The 19,901-nt window shown below is 66.2% G+C and carries 14 protein-coding genes; 13 read left to right on the top strand and 1 reads right to left on the bottom strand.

Annotated features, from left to right (window positions below; all coding sequences use genetic code 11):
- Positions 1 to 52: 52 nt before the first annotated feature.
- The 12 genes from AC1DVR_RS10905 to cobA all read left to right on the top strand — a co-directional run bounded on the left by AC1DVR_RS10905 (position 53) and on the right by cobA (position 17,292).
- A complete protein-coding gene (locus tag AC1DVR_RS10905; RefSeq protein WP_478000591.1) occupies positions 53 to 1,870 on the top strand; it encodes a sigma-54-dependent Fis family transcriptional regulator in 1,818 nt (605 codons plus the stop codon).
- A 145-nt stretch (positions 1,871 to 2,015) separates the two neighbouring features.
- The gene (locus AC1DVR_RS10900; protein ID WP_478000590.1) at positions 2,016 to 3,815 is read left to right on the top strand and encodes an NAD(P)-binding domain-containing protein; all 1,800 of its coding nucleotides are present in this window, start codon (positions 2,016 to 2,018) and stop codon (positions 3,813 to 3,815) included.
- 156 nt (positions 3,816 to 3,971) lie between these two features.
- On the top strand, positions 3,972 to 4,556 hold the full coding sequence (locus tag AC1DVR_RS10895) for an ANTAR domain-containing response regulator (protein WP_478000589.1): 585 nt from the start codon (positions 3,972 to 3,974) through the stop codon (positions 4,554 to 4,556).
- Positions 4,553 to 5,734 (top strand): ABC transporter substrate-binding protein, encoded by a 1,182-nt coding sequence (locus tag AC1DVR_RS10890; RefSeq protein WP_478000588.1) that lies wholly within the window; start codon positions 4,553 to 4,555, stop codon positions 5,732 to 5,734. The genes AC1DVR_RS10895 and AC1DVR_RS10890 overlap by 4 nt, the downstream gene beginning before the upstream one ends.
- A 244-nt stretch (positions 5,735 to 5,978) precedes the next feature.
- The gene (locus tag AC1DVR_RS10885) at positions 5,979 to 7,352 is read left to right on the top strand and encodes a CmpA/NrtA family ABC transporter substrate-binding protein (RefSeq protein WP_478000587.1); all 1,374 of its coding nucleotides are present in this window, start codon (positions 5,979 to 5,981) and stop codon (positions 7,350 to 7,352) included.
- A gap of 10 nt (positions 7,353 to 7,362) precedes the next feature.
- Positions 7,363 to 8,445: an ABC transporter permease gene (locus tag AC1DVR_RS10880; protein ID WP_478000586.1), complete on the top strand. Its 1,083-nt coding sequence runs from the start codon at positions 7,363 to 7,365 to the stop codon at positions 8,443 to 8,445.
- A gap of 4 nt (positions 8,446 to 8,449) precedes the next feature.
- Entirely contained in the window at positions 8,450 to 10,093 is a 1,644-nt protein-coding gene (locus tag AC1DVR_RS10875; protein ID WP_478000585.1) for an ABC transporter ATP-binding protein, read from the top strand.
- Positions 10,090 to 11,022, top strand: a complete 933-nt coding sequence (locus AC1DVR_RS10870; protein ID WP_478000584.1) for a GAF domain-containing protein — start codon at positions 10,090 to 10,092, stop codon at positions 11,020 to 11,022. The genes AC1DVR_RS10875 and AC1DVR_RS10870 overlap by 4 nt, the downstream gene beginning before the upstream one ends.
- Positions 11,023 to 11,031: 9 nt before the next feature.
- On the top strand, positions 11,032 to 13,482 hold the full coding sequence (gene nirB, locus AC1DVR_RS10865; RefSeq protein WP_478000583.1) for a nitrite reductase large subunit NirB: 2,451 nt from the start codon (positions 11,032 to 11,034) through the stop codon (positions 13,480 to 13,482).
- The gene (gene nirD, locus AC1DVR_RS10860; protein ID WP_478000582.1) at positions 13,479 to 13,811 is read left to right on the top strand and encodes a nitrite reductase small subunit NirD; all 333 of its coding nucleotides are present in this window, start codon (positions 13,479 to 13,481) and stop codon (positions 13,809 to 13,811) included. Before nirB ends, nirD begins: the two co-directional genes overlap by 4 nt.
- Entirely contained in the window at positions 13,808 to 16,435 is a 2,628-nt protein-coding gene (locus tag AC1DVR_RS10855) for a molybdopterin-dependent oxidoreductase (protein ID WP_478000581.1), read from the top strand. Before nirD ends, AC1DVR_RS10855 begins: the two co-directional genes overlap by 4 nt.
- A complete protein-coding gene (cobA, locus tag AC1DVR_RS10850) occupies positions 16,432 to 17,292 on the top strand; it encodes a uroporphyrinogen-III C-methyltransferase (RefSeq protein WP_478000580.1) in 861 nt (286 codons plus the stop codon). Before AC1DVR_RS10855 ends, cobA begins: the two co-directional genes overlap by 4 nt.
- Here cobA and AC1DVR_RS10845 read toward each other — a convergent pair.
- Positions 17,289 to 18,047, bottom strand: coding sequence for a pyrroline-5-carboxylate reductase family protein (locus tag AC1DVR_RS10845; protein WP_478000579.1), 759 nt, complete (start codon positions 18,045 to 18,047; stop codon positions 17,289 to 17,291). The two genes, cobA and AC1DVR_RS10845, sit on opposite strands and share 4 nt — an antisense overlap.
- 81 nt (positions 18,048 to 18,128) lie before the next feature.
- Here AC1DVR_RS10845 and AC1DVR_RS10840 point away from each other — a divergent pair, with 81 nt between their 5' ends.
- The gene (locus AC1DVR_RS10840) at positions 18,129 to 19,892 is read left to right on the top strand and encodes a hypothetical protein (protein ID WP_478000578.1); all 1,764 of its coding nucleotides are present in this window, start codon (positions 18,129 to 18,131) and stop codon (positions 19,890 to 19,892) included.
- Positions 19,893 to 19,901 lie beyond the last annotated feature (9 nt).

Below are 19,901 nucleotides of genomic sequence, written 5' to 3'. Positions count from 1 at the left end.
CCGAAAGGGCGGCTGTCGTTCAGCCCGGGGGGGAGACCGGAGGGGAGGGGCAATGCAGGACCGCGACCATCTGGCGGAGATCGACAAGGTCCTGAACGGGGCCTCGACCGGGCGTGACGGGCTGGTCCAGCAATCCTGGCGGCGCTGTGTGGAGGCTTATGGCCTTGACCCCTCGCGCCCGAGCCCCGCCCATATCGTGCCCGACACCCAGCTGCGCGAACATCGCGAGCAATCCGAACGCCTGATCGCCATCGCCCGCAGCGGGCTGGAGGGGCTGTTCCGCCAAGTCGCCGGGCAGAACTATGTCCTGCTTCTGGCCGATGCCAAGGGCATCACGGTGGATTTCTTCGGTGACATGCGGTTCGAGGATGAACTGCGCCGGGCGGGCCTGCATCTGGGCTCGGACTGGTCGGAACATCTGGCCGGCACCTGCGGCGTGGGGTCGTGTCTGGTGACGCAGGAGCCGGTGACGATCCACCAGACCGACCATTTCGACCTGACCCATACGCCGCTCTCCTGCACCGCAGCGCCGATTTTCGACACGAGCGGCGTGCTGACCGCGGTGCTGGATATCTCGCTCCTGCGCTCGCCCACGCCGAAGCTGTCTCAGACGCTGGCCTTGAACCTCGTCCGCGCCTCGGCCCGGCGGATCGAGATGGCGAATTTGATGGCGCTCAGCCGGGGCGATTGGGTTTTGCGCTTCTCTCCCCTGCCGGAGTTTCTGGATGTCGACCCTGAAGCTGCCGTGGCTTTGGATGGCGCGGGGCGGCTGGTCGGCATGACCCATGCCGCTGAACGCACCCTGCGGCAGGTCGGCGGTCTGAAGGGCTCGCTTCTCGGCCAGCGGATCGACGCTTTCTTTGACCTGACCATCGACGACATGCCCGAACTGATGCGCGGCCGCCCGACCGAGGACCGCGTGATCCGCCTGCGCGATGGCCGCGCGCTTTATGGTCATGCGATTGCCCCCCATACCGGGCCGGTGTTGCGCCCGGCGCAGGCGCCCAGCCTGCCCGCCGTCCTGCAAAGCTTCAGCGGCAACGACCCGACGCTGCGCCGCCTGCTCAGCGATGCCGCCCGGCTGGCGCCGACCGGGGTGCCCCTGCTCATCCAGGGCGAGACGGGGACCGGCAAGGAAAGGCTGGCCCGTGCGATCCACACCGCCACGCCGGGCAACCGGCCCTTCGTGTCGCTCACCTGCGCCGCGCTCTCGGAAGCCGGGCTGGACGAGGCCCTGCTGGGCAAAAGAGCCGAGGCCCTGGCGGAGGGCGGCACGCTGTTCCTTGACGAGGTCGGCGATCTGTCCCCGCCGGTTCAGGGCCACCTTCTGCGCCTTTTGACCGAGGGTGAGGGCCTGCCCACCGGGGCCGGGCGCCTGCGGCTGCGGCTGATCGCCTCCAGCCAGCAGGATCTGGCCGAAAGGGTGCGGCAGGGCCTGTTCCGACGCGATCTGTTCTTCCGGCTGGCGGGGGCGACGCTGTCGCTGCCTCCGCTCCGGCTGCGGCAGGATTTCGACTGGCTTCTCGACCGGCTTTTGCGCCAGCGCACCCATGGCCGGGCCGAGAGCTACCGGATCAGCCCCGCCGCCAAGGCCGATCTGCAGGCCCGCAGCTGGCCCGGCAATATCCGCGAGCTGATGCATGTGCTGGATGTGACCGTGGCCCTGGCCGAATCCCCCGTCATCGACCTGCCCGACCTGCCGCCGCCCTCCCTGCCCGAAAAGGCAGCCCCGCAGGACGAGGGCGCCTCGCTTCAAGCGATCCTCGCGGCTTGCGGCTGGAACATGGCTTTGGCGGCGCGGCGGCTGGGGGTGGACCGTTCGACCATCCTGCGCCGTGTCCAGCGGCTGGGCCTGATGCGCCCCAACTGACCTGTTGCCGCCCGTTGCGCGCCGTTGCGCCGCGCAACACGCCCGCCGCCTTTCGCGGCCCTCCCGGCTAAATCCCGCATTTTCCCTGCAACCCTGTAACGAAACGTTGCAGTCTGTCTTTGGGAGAACTTGAGGGAGGAAACCCATGCTTGATGCAACGACGACCGATCAGGTCGCAGCGTTCCTGGAGGAATTCGGCGCAGCCCTGTCCGCTGGCGACATCGCCCGCGCCACGGATATGTTTCAGGACGACTGCTATTGGCGCGATCTGGTCACCTTCACCTGGAACCTGAAAACCGTCGAAGGCAAGGATCAGGTGGCCGACATGCTGCGCCACCAGCTTGCCACGACCAAACCGTCGAACTGGCGCGTGGCCGAGGGGGAGACGGCCAACGAGGACGGCGGCATCACCACCGCCTGGATCAGCTTTGAAACCGAAGTGGCGCGCGGCTATGGCCTGATCCGGCTGAAGGCTGGCAAGATCTGGACGCTGCTGACCACGATGGTGGAACTGAAGGGCTTCGAGGAACCGCTCGGCTATGACCGCCCGCTGGGGGCCAAGCACGGCGCCGGCAAGCACCGGATGTCCTGGGCCGAAGAGCGCGAGGCCGAGGCGCGCGAGCTTGGCTATACCAAGCAGCCCTATGTCCTGATCATCGGCGGCGGCCAGGGCGGCATCGCCCTTGGCGCACGGCTGCGGCAATTGGGCGTGCCCACGATCATCATCGAGAAGAACCCACGCGCCGGGGACAGCTGGCGCAACCGCTACAAGTCGCTCTGCCTGCACGACCCGGTCTGGTACGACCACCTGCCCTATCTGCCCTTCCCGCCCAACTGGCCGGTCTTTGCCCCCAAGGACAAGATCGGCGACTGGCTGGAGATGTACACCAAGATCATGGAGCTGAACTACTGGGCGAAAACCACCTGCAAATCCGCCCATTTCGACGAGGCGACCAAGGAATGGACCGTGGTGGTCGACCGCGATGGCGCCGAGGTCACGCTGAAGCCCAAGCAACTGGTGCTGGCCACCGGCATGTCGGGCAAGGCCAATTTGCCGAAATATCCCGGGATGGAGAAGTTCAAGGGCGACCAGCACCACTCCTCCAAACACCCGGGGCCGGATGCCTACCGGGGCAAGAAAGCCGTGGTGATCGGGTCCAACAACTCGGCCCACGATATCTGCGCGGCGCTGTGGGAAAATGACGTCGATGTCACCATGGTGCAGCGGTCCTCCACCCATATCGTCAAGTCCGACACGCTGATGGATATCGGCATGGGCGCGCTTTATTCGGAAAAGGCGGTGCAGGGCGGCATGACCACCAACAAGGCCGACATGATCTTCGCCAGCCTGCCCTACAAGATCCTGCATGAATTCCAGATCCCGCTTTATAACCAGATGCGGGAAAGGGATGCGGCCTTCTATGCCGGGCTGGAGAAGGCCGGCTTCTGGCTCGACTGGGGCGACGACGGCTCGGGTCTGTTCATGAAGTACCTGCGGCGCGGCTCGGGCTATTACATCGACGTCGGCGCCAGCCAGCTGATCATCGACGGCAAGGTGAAACTCGCCCATGGCAATGTGAAAGAGATCACCGAGGATGCGGTGATCCTGGACGACGGCACGCGCCTGCCGGCCGATGTGATCGTCTATGCTACGGGCTACGGCTCGATGAACGGCTGGGCGGCGGATCTGATCGGCAAGGATGTCGCCGACAAGGTGGGCAAGTGTTGGGGTCTTGGGTCGGGCACCACCAAGGACCCGGGCCCCTGGGTCGGCGAGCAGCGCAACATGTGGAAACCCACCCAGCAAGAGGCGCTGTGGTTCCAGGGCGGCAACCTGCACCAGTCGCGCCATTACTCGCAGTTCCTGTCGCTGCAGCTGAAAGCCCGGATGGAAGGGATCGACACCCCGGTCTACGGATTGCCGGAAACCGTGCTGCTCGGCTGAGCAAACCCCGCCCCGGCTTAAACCTGCCGGGGCGGATCGCCCATCATTTGCGCTTTCTATAGGGTATATGATTACTATTTAATCATTCTCCTGCCGCCCCACCGCCATTCCGCATCCGAATCTTGCCGCAGCGCAGCAATCGCGGTGCACAGGGATATGGCAAAGGGTCTCTCCATCGTTGTGGTCGAAAAAGACCGGGAACGCGCGCTGATGATCGTCGAGGGCCTGCGCGAAGCGGGTGAGCTTGACGTGTTTGTCATCTCCGAAGACATCGGCCTTGCCCGCCGGATTGCCGAGCGCAACCCCGACCTCGTGCTGATCGACGCCGGCAACCCCTCGCGCGATGTGCTGGAGGATCTGACCCTCGCCTCCGCCCCGATGGAACGCCCGGTCGCGATGTTCGTCGACAATTCCGACAGCACCCTGACCAAGGCCGCGATCGAGGCCGGGGTTTCGGCTTATGTCGTCGACGGCCTGCGCGGTGAACGGATCAAGCCGATCCTCGACGCCGCCATCGCCCGCTTTCATATGGTCCAAAAAATGCGGGTCGAGCTGGCCGAAACCCGTCGCGCCTTGGAGGAACGCAAGGTCATCGACCGCGCCAAGGGCATCCTGATGCGGGCGCGCGGCATCGGCGAGGAAGAGGCCTATGCGTTGCTCCGCAAGGGGGCGATGGATCAGGGCAAGAAGCTGGTGGACATGGCGCAGGCGCTGGTCATGGCGACGGAGCTTCTGAAATGAGCGTCACGCGCCTGTCCCTCGCCTATCTGCCGCTGGTCGATGCGGCCCCCCTGTTCGTGGCAGATGCCTTGGGCTTTGCCGCCGAAGAGGGGCTGGAACTTGACCTGAAGCCCGCCCCCAGCTGGGCCACCCTGCGCGACATGCTGGCCCTGGGTCAGGTCGATGCGGCGCACATGCTCTCGCCCCTGCCGGTGGCCAGCGCCATCGGCCTCGGCGGCAGTGCCGCCAAGTTCGAGGCGCTGATGGTGCTGAACATCAACGGCGACGCCATCGGGGTTTCGGCGGCACTGGCGGCGCGGATGCAGGCCTCGGGCTACACTTTCGACTTCACGGATGCACGGGCAGCGGGGCTGGCGCTGCTGGCTTCCGCCGGGGAGAGATTGCGGATCGGCGTGCCCTTCCCCTTCTCGATGCATGCCGAACTGATCCACTATTGGCTGGCCGGTCTGGGCCAACCCCTGCCCGAGGGCCTGCACATCAGCACCGTCGCCCCGCCCCGCATGGCCGAGGCGCTGGCGGCGGGCGAGATCGACGCCTTTTGTGTGGGCGAGCCGCGCGGTTCGGTCGCGGTGGACAGCGGCGCCGGGATGCTTCTGTTGCCCGGCTCGGCGATCTGGGCCTTTGCGCCGGAAAAGGTGCTGGCGGCGCGCGCCGGATGGGCCGAGGCCGAACCGGGTCTGGCTGGCGGTTTGATGCGGGCGATCTGGCGCGCCGGGCGCTGGCTGGGTCAGGCCGACAACTTCAGCGTGGCTTCTGACCTGCTGGCCGCACCGGGCCGTCTGGCCCTGCCCTCCGAGGTCATCGAACGCGTGCTGACGGGCCGCCTGCTGATCTCCGCCGACGGGCAGGAACGCCGAGTACCGGGCTTCATCGAATTTCACGCCGGAGCCGCCAATTTCCCCTGGCGCAGTCAGGCGAGCTGGATCGGCGCAAGGCTCGCCCTCCGTCACGGCCTTGACCCCGAACCCGCCATCGCGGCCGCCCGCGCCGTCTTCCGCAGCGACCTTTACCGCCAACACCTGCGCTTTGCCGGCGCCGCCCTGCCCAGCGCATCGGACAAGCTGGAGGGCGCCTTGGCCGTCCCAACCGCAGCCCCCTCGGCCCAGGGCAGACTGATTCTGCCCCCCGACCGTTTCTTTGATGCCAAGGTTTTCGACCCGACCGATCCACTCAGCTGAAGATTTGTGCAGGAGGGCCAAAGCATGAAGCTTTACGACCCCGGACCCCACACAATCGTTGACGCCGCACTGCGGCACATGTCATCTGAACCTAACGCAAGGGGCAACGATGTCCCACCGCGTTCCCCCAAAGCTGAGGGAAAGCCGAGCAACGCCGCTTGGAACCGTGCCTGTCAAGGCAGCGGATCCATGCGGCTTTTTCCATTTCATCGCCCCGCTTAGGGGCCATCCGGGAAGTTGATCCATGCGTCTCGCCCATATTCTGACCCTGACCACCTGCCTCGCCTCCCCCATCTTCGCATCGGCCGCCTTCGCCGAAACCGCCGGCATCGAGAAAGACCAGCTGACGCTCGGCTTCATCAAGCTGACCGACATGGCCCCCCTCGCCATCGCCAAGGAAAAGGGTTTCTTCGAGGATGAGGGCCTGACTGTCACGCTGGAAGCGCAATCCAACTGGAAGGTGCTTCTGGACCGCGTGCTGGATGGCGAACTGGACGGCGCGCATATGCTGGCGGGGCAACCCATCGCCTCGACCATCGGGTACGGCACCAAGGGCCATCTGGTCACCGCCTTTTCGATGGACATGAACGGCAACGCGATCACCGTGTCGAACGCGGTCTGGGACGCGATGAAGCCGGGCCTGAAGATGGGCGCCGATGGCAAGCCGGAACATCCGATCTCTGCCGCAGCGCTGAAGCCGGTGCTCGACGAATATGCCGCAGCCGGCAAGCCCTTCAACATGGGCATGGTTTTCCCGGTTTCGACCCACAATTACGAACTGCGCTACTGGCTGGCGGCCGGCGGCATCAACCCCGGCTACTACCAGCCCGGCGACGTGGCCGGCCAGACCGAGGCGCAGGTCCTGATCTCGGTCACCCCGCCGCCGCAGATGCCCGCCACGATGGAAGCCGGCACGATCGACGGTTACGCCGTGGGCGAGCCGTGGAACCAAGCTGCTGTGGCCAAGGGCATCGGCGTGCCGGTCGTCACCGACAACGACATCTGGAAGAACAACCCGGAAAAGGTCTTCGGCGTCACCGCCGAATTCGCCGAAGCCAACCCCCACACGATGATCGCCCTGACCAAGGCGCTGATCCGCGCCGGCATGTGGCTGGACGAGAACAACAACGCCAACCGCGCCGAAGCGGTCGAGATCCTCAGCCGCAAGGAATATGTCGGCGCCGACAAGGCCGTCATCGCCAATTCGATGACCGGCACCTTCGAATTCGAAAAGGGCGACAAGCGCGCCGAGCCCGATTTCAACGTCTTCTTCCGCTACAACGCGACCTTCCCCTATTACTCCGACGCGGTCTGGTACCTGACCCAGATGCGCCGCTGGGGCCAGATCGCCGAAGCGCATCCCGACAGCTGGTACGACGAGACCGCCAAGTCGGTCTACAAGCCCGCGATCTATGAAGAAGCCGCCAAGGAACTGATCGCCGAAGGCAAGGCCAAGGACAGCGACTTCGACTTCGACGCCGATGGCTACAAGGCCCCGAGCAGCGATTTCATCGACCATGTGACCTACGACGGCACCAAACCTAACGCCTACATCGACAGCCTGACCATCGGTCTGAAAGACGGCCAGACCGTCGCCGATGGCGCTGTGCAGAACTGAGGGGCATGACATGACCGCTCTGGACCCCGCAGAAATGCCGAAAGACGGCGCCGTGAAGACGGCAAGCAACCTCGACAAGCTGCGGCGGTTCATCAATCGCTGCGACCCCTGGTTCAAGATCCTTGGGCTGGCCTGGATCACGCCGATATGGCGGGTTCTGGCCGGCGACAACCCGCGCGGCCAGGTCAAGGAGATCTGGCGCCTGGCCGTGGTGCCGGTGCTGGCCATCGCCGGTTTCCTTCTGCTCTGGGGCGTGCTTGCCCCCACCGTGCAAACCTCGCTCGGCGCTATTCCCGGCCCGGTGCAGGTCTGGGAACAGGTCGGCGTGTTGCGCGCCGATGCCGTGGTCGAGGCGCAGAAAGAGGCCGATTTCTACGCCAAGCAGGCCGAAAAGAACGCCGCCCTGATCGCCGAGGGCAAGCCGGAGGAGGTCAAGAACCGCACCTACGCCGGCAAGCCGACCTTTCCGGGCCAGATCCTGACCTCGATCAAGACCGTCTTCCTGGGCTTCCTGATCGGCACGCTGATCGCGGTGCCGCTGGGTATCCTCTCGGGCCTTTCACCCACCGCCAATGCTGCGCTGAACCCGCTAGTACAGATCTTCAAGCCGGTCTCGCCGCTGGCCTGGCTGCCGATCGTCACCATGGTGATCTCGGCCACCTACGCGGGCACGATGCCGAAAAGCTTCCTGGTTTCCGCGGTCACAGTGACGCTTTGCTCGATGTGGCCGACGCTGATCAATACCGCGCTTGGCGTGGCTTCGATCGACAAGGACCTGGTCAACGTCGGCCGGGTGCTGAAGCTGAGCCTCTGGACCCGCATCACCAAGCTGGTCCTGCCCTCGGCCCTGCCGCTGATCTTCACCGGGCTGCGCCTGTCTTTGGGCGTGGGTTGGATGGTGCTGATCGCGGCGGAAATGCTGGCGCAGAACCCCGGCCTTGGCAAATTCGTCTGGGACGAGTTCCAGAACGGCTCTGCCGACAGCCTGGCCCGCATCATGGTCGCCGTGCTGACCATTGGCATCATCGGCTTTGCCCTCGACCGGGTGATGTTCGCGCTGCAATCGCTCTTCACCTTCACGAACAACCGGTGACATGATGGGCATTCTTGAATTCTCGCATGTCTCCAAGGGGTTCGGCGAAACGCCGGTCCTGAAGGACCTGACGCTTTCCATCGAGGATGGCGAGTTTCTGGTCATCCTCGGCTTTTCCGGTTCGGGCAAGACCACGCTGATGAACCTGATGGCCGGGCTGACCCTGCCGGATGCCGGGCAGATCCTGTTCAAGGGCGCCCCGGTGACTGGCCCGGGGCCCGAACGTGGGCTGGTCTTCCAGTCCTACGCGTTGATGCCCTGGCTGACCGTGGCCGGTAATATCCAGCTGGCGGTCGATGCCACCCACAAGGGCACCAAGGCCGAACGCGAGGCCGAGGTGAAGCGCTATATCCAGATGGTCGGCCTCTCCCACGCCGCTGAACGTCGCCCGGCGGAACTTTCTGGCGGGATGCGCCAGCGCGTCGCCGTGGCCCGCGCTTTGGCGATGAAACCCGAAGTTCTGCTGATGGACGAACCGCTTTCGGCGCTGGATGCCCTGACCCGGGCCAATGTGGCCTCCGAGATCGAGGCGATCTGGCGCGCCGACCGCCGCACCGCCGTGATGATCACCAATGACGTGGACGAGGCGTTGATCCTTGCCGACCGGATCATTTGTCTCAACCCCGATGGCACGCTGGGCGAAAGCTTTGCGGTCGATCTGCCGCGCCCCCGCGACCGCGCCGCGCTGGACCACGGGCTGTTTAAGGAACTGCGCTCTGCCGTGACCGCTTACCTCATGGATGTCGGCATCGCCTCCAAACTGCCCGAGACCCGGCTTTTGCCCGCCGTCACCCCGCGCCACGCGATCCCCGGCGCCTACAAACGCGCCGCCGCCTCGCCGCTTGAAGCGCGCTATCTGCATTATTCGCAACTCCACAAGGTCTACGAGACGCCGAAAGGCCCGCTGACCGTGGTCGAGGATTTCAACCTGACCCTGAAGCGCGGCGAGTTCGTCAGCCTGATCGGCCATTCCGGCTGCGGCAAGTCCACCGTTCTGTCGATGACGGCAGGGCTGAACCCGATCTCGCTTGGCGCCATCACGCTGGATGGTTTCCACGTCGAAGGGGCCGATCCCGAACGCGCCGTGGTCTTCCAGTCGCCGAACCTCTTCCCCTGGCTGACCGCCAAGCAGAACGTCGCGATCGGGGTGGACAAGGTCTATCCCAAGGCCACGCAAGCCGAGCGTCAGGAGGTGGTCGAATACTACCTTGAACGCGTGGGTCTGGCCGATTCCATGGACCGCGTGGCCTCCGATATGTCGAACGGCATGCGCCAGCGCGTCGGCATCGCCCGGGCCTTTGCCCTCAGCCCCAAGCTTCTGCTGCTGGATGAGCCCTTCGGCATGCTCGACAGCCTCACGAGGTGGGAGTTGCAGGAGGTGCTGATGGAGGTCTGGTCCCGCACCAAGGTCACCGCCGTTTGCGTCACGCATGACGTGGACGAGGCGATCCTGCTGGCCGACCGGGTGGTGATGATGACCAACGGCCCCCGCGCCACCATCGGCAAGATCACCGAGGTCAACCTGCCGCGCCCGCGCAGCCGCCGCGCCCTGCTCGATCACCCCGATTATTACACCTATCGCGCTGAAATCATGGGATTCCTTGAGGAATACGAACATGGCCGCGACAAGAAGAAGGACGCGGCATGATGGATGTGATGCTGGAAACCACCCCCACCTTCATCGAGGTGGCCGAGGTCTGGGTGCCGGAAAACGGCAAGCTGATCCTTCACGCCGGCAATTACGGCGCGCATGAGGGATTTGCCGAGGCCTCTGGCCGCGAAAGCTTCGCCAAGGGCGAAGGCCTGCCCGGCAAGGCCTGGGCCGAGGCGCGTCCTGTTGTTCTGAAAGGCTTCGACGGCACCTATTTCCGCCGGGCCGAGGCGGCCAAGGCCGCCGGCCTGACCGCCGCCGTCGCCATGCCGGTCTTTGCCGGTGACCTGCTGAAAGCCGTGCTGGTGATCTTCTGCGCCGATGGCGGCGACCGGATCGGCGCCTTGGAGGTCTGGGTCGAAAAGGCCGGCACCCTGACGCTGGACGACGGCTATTTCGGTATGGCCAAGGAGTTCGAGTTCGTCACCCAGCACACCGCCTTTGCGCGGGGTCAGGGCCTGCCGGGCGGCGTCTGGTCCGCCAACACGCCGATGCTGATGCGCGATCTGGGCGCGGGTTACGGCTTTGTCCGCGCCGAAAGCGCTGGCAAGGCGGGGCTTTCGACCGGGCTTGGCCTGCCGGTTCCGGTGCCAGGCGGGGCGACCTATGTGCTGGCTCTTCTGTCAGCCAAGGGCACGCCCATCGCCCGCCGGTTCGAGATCTGGGACGCCCGCGCCGCCAAGGTCGGCAAGACCGGCGACGCGGTGCTGATCGATGGCATCTGCGACCGTGAAGGCCCCCTGTGGGATGAAGACAACCCGCGCCGCGTCTCGTCCTGGAAGGGGCAGATCGGCATGGTCCTGGCCACCGGCCTTCCCGTCATCGAAAGCAATTCCTCGGGCCTGGCTGCGGGTTACACCGCAATGCTCGCCCTTCCCATTCACCGCGGCAGCGAACTTTCGTTCGTCGTCGCCTGGTATCTCTGAGAGGTCGCCGTGGAAAAGAAATCGACTGAAAAACTGGTCGTCATCGGCGCTGGCATGGCCTCGGGCCGCATGTTGGAAAACCTGCTGGTCCTGGCAAAGGGGGCTTACGAGATCACCCTCTTCGGCGCGGAACCGCGGGGCAATTACAACCGCATCATGCTGTCGCCCGTCCTGTCGGGCGAAAAGACCTATGAGGAGATCGTCACCCACGACGCCGCCTGGTACGAAGCCCACGGCATCACCTGCCGCTTTGGCGAGGCGGTCACCGGCATCGACCGTGCCGCCAAGACCATCCACACCGCCAAGGGCGAGACGCCCTATGACAAGCTGGTGATCGCCACCGGCTCGGCCCCCTTCATCGTGCCGGTGCAGGGCAAGGACCTGCCGCAGGTCACCGCCTACCGCGACCTCGACGACACCTACAAGATGATCGCAGCCTGCGGCAAAGCCGAGGCCAAGGCCGTGGTGATCGGTGGCGGCCTTCTGGGGCTGGAAGCCGCCGCCGGCCTGCGCCTGCGCGGGATGGAGGTCACCGTCATCCACCTCGCCGGCCATCTGATGGAACGCCAACTCGACCCGGCGGCGGGCTATCTTTTGCAAAAGGACCTCGAACGCCGCGGCATCAAGGTGCATTGCAAAGGCTCGACCAAGGCCATTCTCGGCCATGAGGCGGTCGAGGCGGTGCTCTTGGAAGACGGCACGATCTATCCCGCCGATCTGGTCTGCATGGCCGTGGGCATCCGCCCCGAGGTGCGTCTGGCCAATGACGCGCATCTGGAGGTGGGCCGTGGCATCGTGGTCGACGACCAGATGCGCACCTCTGACCCTGCGATCTTCGCCGTTGGCGAATGCGTCGAACACAACAAGCAGCTCTTCGGCCTCGTGGCCCCGCTGTACGACCAGGCCAAGGTGCTGGCCCAGACCCTGGCGGGCGAGGCTGCGACCTTCCGTCCGGTGCAGACCGCCACCAAGCTGAAGGTGACCGGCGTCGACCTCTTCTCTGCCGGCGATTTCGCCGAAGGGCCGGGGCGTGAGGATATCGTGTTCCGCGATCCCGGTCGCGGCATCTACAAGCGGCTGGTCATCGAGGGCGACAAACTCCTCGGCGCCGTCATGTATGGCGACACCGCGGATGGCAGCTGGTTCTTCGGCCTGATCAAGGATGGCACCGACATCTCGGCCATGCGCGACACGCTGATCTTTGGGCCGGCCTTCCAGGGGGGTGCCACATCGGACCCTCTGGCGGCCGTTGCAGCCTTGCCGCCTGAGGCGGAGATTTGCGGCTGCAACGGCGTCTGCAAGGGCAAGATTGTAACGGCCATCCAGGGCGGCGCCACCACGCTGGACCTCGTGCGGGCGCAGACCAAGGCAAGCTCCTCCTGCGGCACCTGCACTGGCCTCGTGGAACAGGTCATGGCGCTGACGCTCGGCGACAGCTTCAAAGCCAATGCCAATCCGCCGATGTGCAAATGCACCGACCACACGCATGAAGATGTGCGGCGCTATATCAAGTCGCAAAGCCTGAAATCCATTCCGGCGGTGATGCAGGAATTGGGCTGGAAGACGGTCGGCGGCTGCGCCTCCTGCAGGCCGGCGCTGAACTATTACCTTCTGTCGGACTGGCCGCTGGACTATCAGGACGACCGCCAGAGCCGCTTTGTCAACGAGCGCAACCACGCCAACATCCAGAAGGACGGCACCTATTCCGTCGTGCCGCGGATGTGGGGCGGGGTGACCACGCCGGACGAGTTGCGCGCGATTGCCGATGCCGCCGACAAGTACAAGGTGCCGATGGTCAAGGTCACCGGCGGTCAGCGCATCGACCTTCTGGGCGTGAAGAAAGAGGATCTTCCGGCGATCTGGGCTGATCTGAACGATGCAGGCATGGTCTCTGGCCACGCTTATTCCAAGGGTCTGCGGACGGTGAAAACCTGCGTCGGTTCCGACTTCTGCCGCTTTGGCACGCAGGACTCGACCGGCCTTGGCATCAAGCTGGAAAAGATGCTCTGGGGCTCCTGGACACCGGCCAAGGTGAAACTTGGCGTCTCGGGCTGCCCGAGGAACTGCGCCGAGGCGACCTGCAAGGATGTCGGCATCGTCTGTGTGGATAGCGGCTACGAGATCAGCGTTGCCGGTGCCGCCGGGATGGACGTGCGCGAGACCATCCCGCTTTGCAAGGCCACGACCGAGGCCGAGGTGATGGAGGTCGTCGCAGCCTTCGTCCAGCTCTACCGCGAAAACGCCCGCTACCTGCACCGCATCTACAAATGGGTCGACAAGGTCGGGCTGGAATGGTGCCAGGAACAGGTTGCCGACACGGAGAACCGCAAGGCCCTCTACGACCGCTTCATGGTCAGCCAGTCGATCTACCAAGTCGATCCCTGGGCCGAACATGCCAAACCTGCCGAGCGGGCCAAATGGGCCGCTCTCACCGACCTGTCACTGGAGGCTGCGGAATGAGCTGGCTGGATATTGGGGCGCTGGACGACATTCCACGCCAGGGCGCACGGGTGGTGAAGACGGCGGCGGGCTGCGTGGCGGTGTTCCGCACCGCCGCGGATGAGGTCTTTGCCATCGACGACACCTGCCCCCACAAGGGCGGGCCGCTGTCGGAGGGCATCGTGCATGGCACTTCCGTCACCTGCCCGCTGCATTCCTGGGTCTTCTCGCTGGAAACCGGGATGGCGCAGGGCGCCGACGAGGGCGAGGTTGCGACCTACCCGCTGAAGGTCGAGGCCGGGCGCCTGATGCTCGACACCGCCCGTCTGGCGAAACGGGTGGCCGCATGACGCCCGGCACCCCGATCAAGACGACCTGCCCCTATTGCGGCGTCGGCTGCGGGGTGCTGGCAACACCAGACGGCAAGGGCGGGCTCGCCATCAAGGGCGACCCCGACCATCCGGCCAACAAGGGGCGTCTCTGCTCCAAGGGCACGGCTTTGGGCGAGACGCTCGGCCTGGACGACCGCCTTCTGACCCCGCGCGTCTACGGCCGCGAGGCGGGCTGGGACGAGGCTTTGACCCTGGTGGCGAGCCAGTTTCAGAAGGTGATCGCGGACCATGGGCCGGAATCGGTGGCGCTTTACGTCTCGGGCCAGTTGCTGACCGAAGATTACTATGTCGCCAACAAGCTGATGAAGGGCTTCATCGGGACGGCCAATATCGACACCAACTCGCGGCTTTGCATGGCCTCTTCGGTGGCGGGGCACCGCCGCGCCTTCGGCACCGACACCGTGCCGGGGCTTTACGAAGATCTGGAACTGGCCGATCTGGTGGTGCTGACAGGCTCTAACCTCGCCTGGTGCCATCCGGTCCTGTATCAGCGCTTGGCCGCAGCCAAGGCGGCGCGGCCCCAAATGAAGGTCGTGGTGATCGACCCGCGCCGGACCGCGACCTGCGACATCGCAGACCTGCACCTGGCGATTGCCCCCGGCGCGGATGCCGCCCTTTTCAACGCCCTGCTGCTGGCGATTGCCGACGCCGGGGCGGTCAACCCCGATTTCTTGCCCCATGTCACCGGGCTGGAGGACGCGATCACGGCCGCCCTCGCCACCGACCCCACGATGACCGGCCTCGCCCCCGCCGACCTCGCCCTGTTCTGCCAGATGTGGGTGGAGACGGAGAAGGTCGTCACCGTCTATTCCCAGGGCATCAACCAGTCCGCCTCGGGCACCGACAAGGTCAATGCGATCCTGAACTGCCACCTCGCCACCGGGCGGATCGGGCGGCCCGGCATGGGGCCCTTCTCGGTCACCGGCCAGCCCAATGCGATGGGCGGGCGCGAGGTCGGCGGCATGGCCAACATGCTCGCCTGCCACCTGGAGATCGAGAATCCCGCCCACCGTGCTGCCGTGCAGGGCTTCTGGGCCAGCCCGGCGATGGCGGACAAGCCCGGGCTGAAGGCCGTGGACATGTTCCGCGCCGTGGCGCAGGGCAAGATCAAGGCGATCTGGATCATCCACACCAACCCCGTCGTCTCGATGCCCGATGCCGATGCGGTGGCCGCAGCCCTGCGCGCCTGTCCCTTCGTCGTGGTGCAGGATGTGACGGCGGCAACCGATACCGCGCGCCTGGCCCATGTGCTTTTGCCCGCCACCGCCTGGGGCGAGAAAGAGGGCACCGTCACCAATTCCGACCGCACGATCAGCCGCCAGCGCCGGACCCTGCCCGCCCCCGGTCAGACGCGTGACGACTGGCGCATCCTGGCCGAGGTCGGGCGCCGCATGGGCTGGAAAACGGCCTTCTCCTGGCCGGACGCCGCCGCGATCTTCGCCGAATATGCCGCCCTGTCGGGCGTGGCCGGTGGCCTTGGCAGCGACTTCGACATCTCGGATCTGAGCGGGCTGAATGCCTCCGGTTATGCGGTGTTAGAGCCTTTTACCTGGCCGCAAAACGCCCGGAAAAAGGGCGGGCGTTTCTTCGGTGCGGGCAAGTTCCACACCGCCGACGGCCGCGCCCGGATGCTGCCGATCACGCCGCGCCTGCCCGGGGCCCTGCCCGCCGCAGCACCCTTTCGGCTCAACACCGGGCGCATCCGCGACCAGTGGCACACGATGACCCGCACGGCGAAATCGCCGCGTCTGGGCCAGCACCTTGCCGAACCCTTTGTCGAGCTGCACCCCAGTGATGCCGCCCGCCTCGGCATCGCGCCGGCCGATCTGGTGCGGGTCTCGAATGCCCATGGCACGGCGATCCTGCGCGCGCTTGTCACCGACAAGGCCGCCCCGGGCGAAGTCTTCGCGCCCATGCATTGGACGGGAGAGTTGGCATCGCAGGCCCGGATTGACACGCTGGTGCCCGGTCTGGTCGACCCGATCTCTGGCCAGCCGGAAAGCAAGGCGGCGGCGGTCAACGTCAGCCGCTACGACGCCGCCTGGTATGGCTTTGCCGTCAGCGCCGGCGCGTTGGAGCCTGAAGCCGAATACTGGGCCAAAACCCGGATCGCCGGCGGCTGGCGGGTGGAACTGGCCGGACTGCAGACCCCTTCCAACTGGATCGCCCATGCCAAGGCTCTGTTCGGCCTGCCCGAGGTTGAACCTTCGATGGTCGAAGACCGCGCCAAGGGGCTGATCCGACTGGCCTTTCATGACGGCGACCGCCTGATTGCCGCGCTGTTCGCTGGGCCCGCCCCGGTGGCCTTGTCGCGCGACCATCTGGCCGCCCAGATTGCGGCCAAGGCGCCCAAGCAGGTGCTGGCCGGTGCGCCGGGCGCCGATCAGCCCGATCCGGGCCCGATCGTCTGCGCCTGCCTTTCTGTCGGGCGGAACACGATTTTGGCGGCGATAGGCTCTGGTGAGGCCCGCTCGGTCGCCGAAATCGGCACGCTGCTGGGGGCCGGCACCTCCTGCGGGTCGTGCCGCCCGGAACTGAGCGCCCTGCTCGTCCCATCCCGTCTTAAGGAGGCCGCCGAATGATCCGCACCGCTCCTGCTCCCGTCCTTGGCCTGCTGACCGCCTTTCGCCAGTGGTGCGAAGAGTTGATCCTGCCCGCCCTGCCGCAGCGCAAGGCGCGGGCGGACCGGGCGCAGGGCAAGGTCACCCTGCTCGGCGCCGGACCGGGCTCGGCTGATCTGATCACCCTGCGCGGGATGCGGGCGCTGTCTGCGGCGGATGTGATCTTTTACGACCGACTTGCCGATCGAGAACTGCTGAAACATGCCAAACATGGCGCAAAATGCGTCTCGGTCGGCAAGGCGCCGGGGCATCACAGCGTCCCGCAGGACAGGATCAACGCGGCCTTGGTCGAGGCCGCCTTGGCCGGGCAAAAGGTCGTGCGCCTGAAATGCGGCGATCCCGGGATCTTTGGCCGTGGCGCCGAAGAGGCCGAGGCGCTGACCGCAGCGGGCATTCCCTGGGATATCGTGCCCGGCGTCACCGCGGCCTGCGCCGCCGCCGCCGCTGCCGACAGTTTCCTGACCGAACGCGGCGTGACCGAGCGCGTGGTTTTCGCCACCGGCCACCGGCGTGAGGGCGATGTGACCGATTGGAGCGCCTGTGCCGCGCCGGGCACCACGCTCGCCTGTTACATGGGTGTGGCGGGGGCTGCCGCGATGCAGAAGGGCATGATGGAAGCGGGCTGGCCCGCCGATTGCCTGGTCGAGGTGATCTCGCACGCGCAGACACCGCAGCAGCGCGTGCTGCGCAGCCATTTGCAGGGTCTGGGTGCGCTGTGTGCCGGGCAGACCAACCTGAACCCGGCCATCCTGCTGATCCGCTGGCCGATGGAAACCGGCTCTGTCATGGCCGAAACCGAGGTTTACGCGCGCGCCTAGCGGCCCGCCAGCTTGGCCTTGACCGCGTCGCAGGCCTGCTCCCAGGCCTGCAGGGCGCCGGCCTCCCGCAGGGTGATCAGGCCGCGCTCTGTGATCCCGCCGGGGGTGACGAGTTCGGAAAGCAGCACCTCCATGCTCAAGGGGCTGTCGGCGACGTTGCGGCCCGCGGCGACCGTGGTCAGGGCGGCAAGCTGGCGGGCGGTTTCATGCGGCAAGCCCTGGGAGGCCGACCAATCGGCGGTCAGCTGCACCAGCTTTTGCACCCAGCCGTAGACGGCCGCCGAAACCGTAGCAGTCTCGAACTCGGCCTCAGACCGCAAGGGGAGAACCGGGCCGAAGGCCGCGAGCAGGCTTGCCACTTCAGCATCGGCGGGGAACAGCGTGGTGGGGCTGGCCGCTTGCGCGGCGGCGGTCAGGGGCATCACCCGGTGGACGGCCACCCCCGGCGGCAGGACGGCGGCAAGTTGCCCGACCAGAACCCCGGCGCAGACCGAGACCAGCTTTTGCCCGGCGCGCCACAGCAGACCAGTGATCGCGCCCACCGCATCCTTGGGCCGCACCGCCAAAATGACCAGATCCGCCTGCGCCACCACTGAAGCGTTGTCCTCGCCAAGCGTCAGCCCGTGGTGCTGGGCCAGATCAGCGGCCTTGCCACGCGGCGACAGAAGCAGGCTCTCCGGTGCATGTCCGGCGGCCAGAAGCGCCTCGACCATGATCTTGCCCAAGTGACCCACGCCGATGATGCCTGTGACCATGGTAACCTCCTGACATGCTTGCGCAGGAAAGCCGGGCGGAGCTAGGCTGTCCAGAGGCATTGCGAGCCTTGAAGGTGCAAGATGTACGACCTGCCAGATCTGCCCTCCCTCGTTCCTGCGCGCCTGCGCCCCGCTGCGGCGCTTCTGTCCGAGGGGCGGGCACTGGCCCGCGACTGGCCCCTGGGCCGCAGCGCCTTCATGGCGGCGAGCGGTTTCGCCTCGGAAACGGCGTACAAGGCCAGTGTCACGGGCCGCGTGATGCAGCACGCCCATATCGGCTTTCGCAGTGTGGACCGGACGCTGGAGGCGATCCGCGAGGTGCATGGCACCTGTGCGGCGCGCGGGGTCACGGTGGACCGGTTCGGCATCACGCTGGATTGGTCGATGGGCTATCCGCAGGCGATGCGCGCCGCGGCGTCACGCGCCACCGGGATTGTGCTGTCAGGGCCCGAGGATTTCGCACGCATCACCGGCGCCGTGCCCGCCGCGATGCATTTTGGCGACTTCATGCTGGGCCTGCCCGGTGCTTTGGATAACACCAAGGCCGCGATTGCCGCCGGGGCGACCGCGCTGGGCAACCTCGGGCAATATTTCACCTTCCGCTTGCCCGGCTGGGATGACGACGTGGCCACGACCGAGGCGACGGTGACGGCGCTTGGCCTGATCGCCGCACAGGGGGGCGCGGTTCTGGTGCATTCCAACCTGGATGACGGCTTTGCCGGGCTGTTTCAGGACATGTGCTGCAGCCTGGGCATGGTGCTGATCGAGAAACACATCGTCGAGGGGCTGATCGGTGCCCCCCTGGCGCATTGCTACGGCCACCACTTCTCGGACCCTTTGTCGCGGATGGCCTTTCATGCGGCGCTGGCCTCGGTCAGCACCACGCCGGGGACGATGATCTTCGGCAATACCGTCAGCTACCAGTCGAGCGAGGCGGGGAATTACGCGAGCCTCGCAAGCTATCTTCTGCCCGACATGATGGCCTTGGGGCGCTGGCCCACCGGGCATGCAGTCAACCCGGTGCCGGTGACCGAGAACCAGCGCATCCCCGATGTGGACGAAATCATCGACGCCCAGACCTTCGCCCATAGGCTGGGCCAGCACGCACCGATGCATGGCGCCCTGGTCGATTGGCCGGTGGTCGAGGCCATGGCGGCGCGAATGGTGGCCGGCGGGCGGCGCTTTGCGGAGACGGTTCTGGCGGGATTGGGCGGGCTTGGGGTCGATACGACGGACGCCGCGCAGCTGATGCTCGCGATCCGCCGGATGGGCCCGCGCCGACTGGAAGCGGCCTTTGGCCCCGGCCCGATGGTCGAGCTGCGGCGCAGCCCCGAGATCCTGGCCGAATGGGCGCGCGAGCTGGATCATATGGCCAAGGATTGGGTCGCGGCCCGGCCTACCGATACCGCCGGCATCGCGCCTGCGGGGCTGAAGGTCTGTGTCGGCACGTCTGATGTGCACGAGCATGGCAAATATCTGGTCGAACGCGCCCTGACCGGGCTCGGGGTCACGGTGCTGGACGGTGGCGTTTCGGTCGATGCCGAGGTTCTGGTGGACCGCGCCCTGGCGTCGGGGGCCGACGCGCTGGCGGTTTCGACCTACAATGGCGTCGCACGCCGCTATGCGCGGGCGGTGCTCGCGGCCTTGCAGGCGCGGGGTGTGGAGATGCCGGTGCTGATCGGCGGCAAGCTGAACGAGGTTCCGGCAGAATCCAACACCGGCCTGCCGGTCGATGTCTCGGCCGAGATCGCGGCGCTGGGGGCGCTGCCTTGCGCCGGGTTGGACGACATGCTGGCGACGCTGCAGGCGCTGGCGCAAAAGAGAGGGGCCGCCAGCAGAAGCTGACGGCCCTTT

The organism is Rhodobacter sp. P2_H5 (assembly GCF_056403335.1).
The sequence above is the reverse complement of the archived record's forward strand: the minus strand, read 5'-3'. Positions and strand labels throughout refer to the sequence as shown.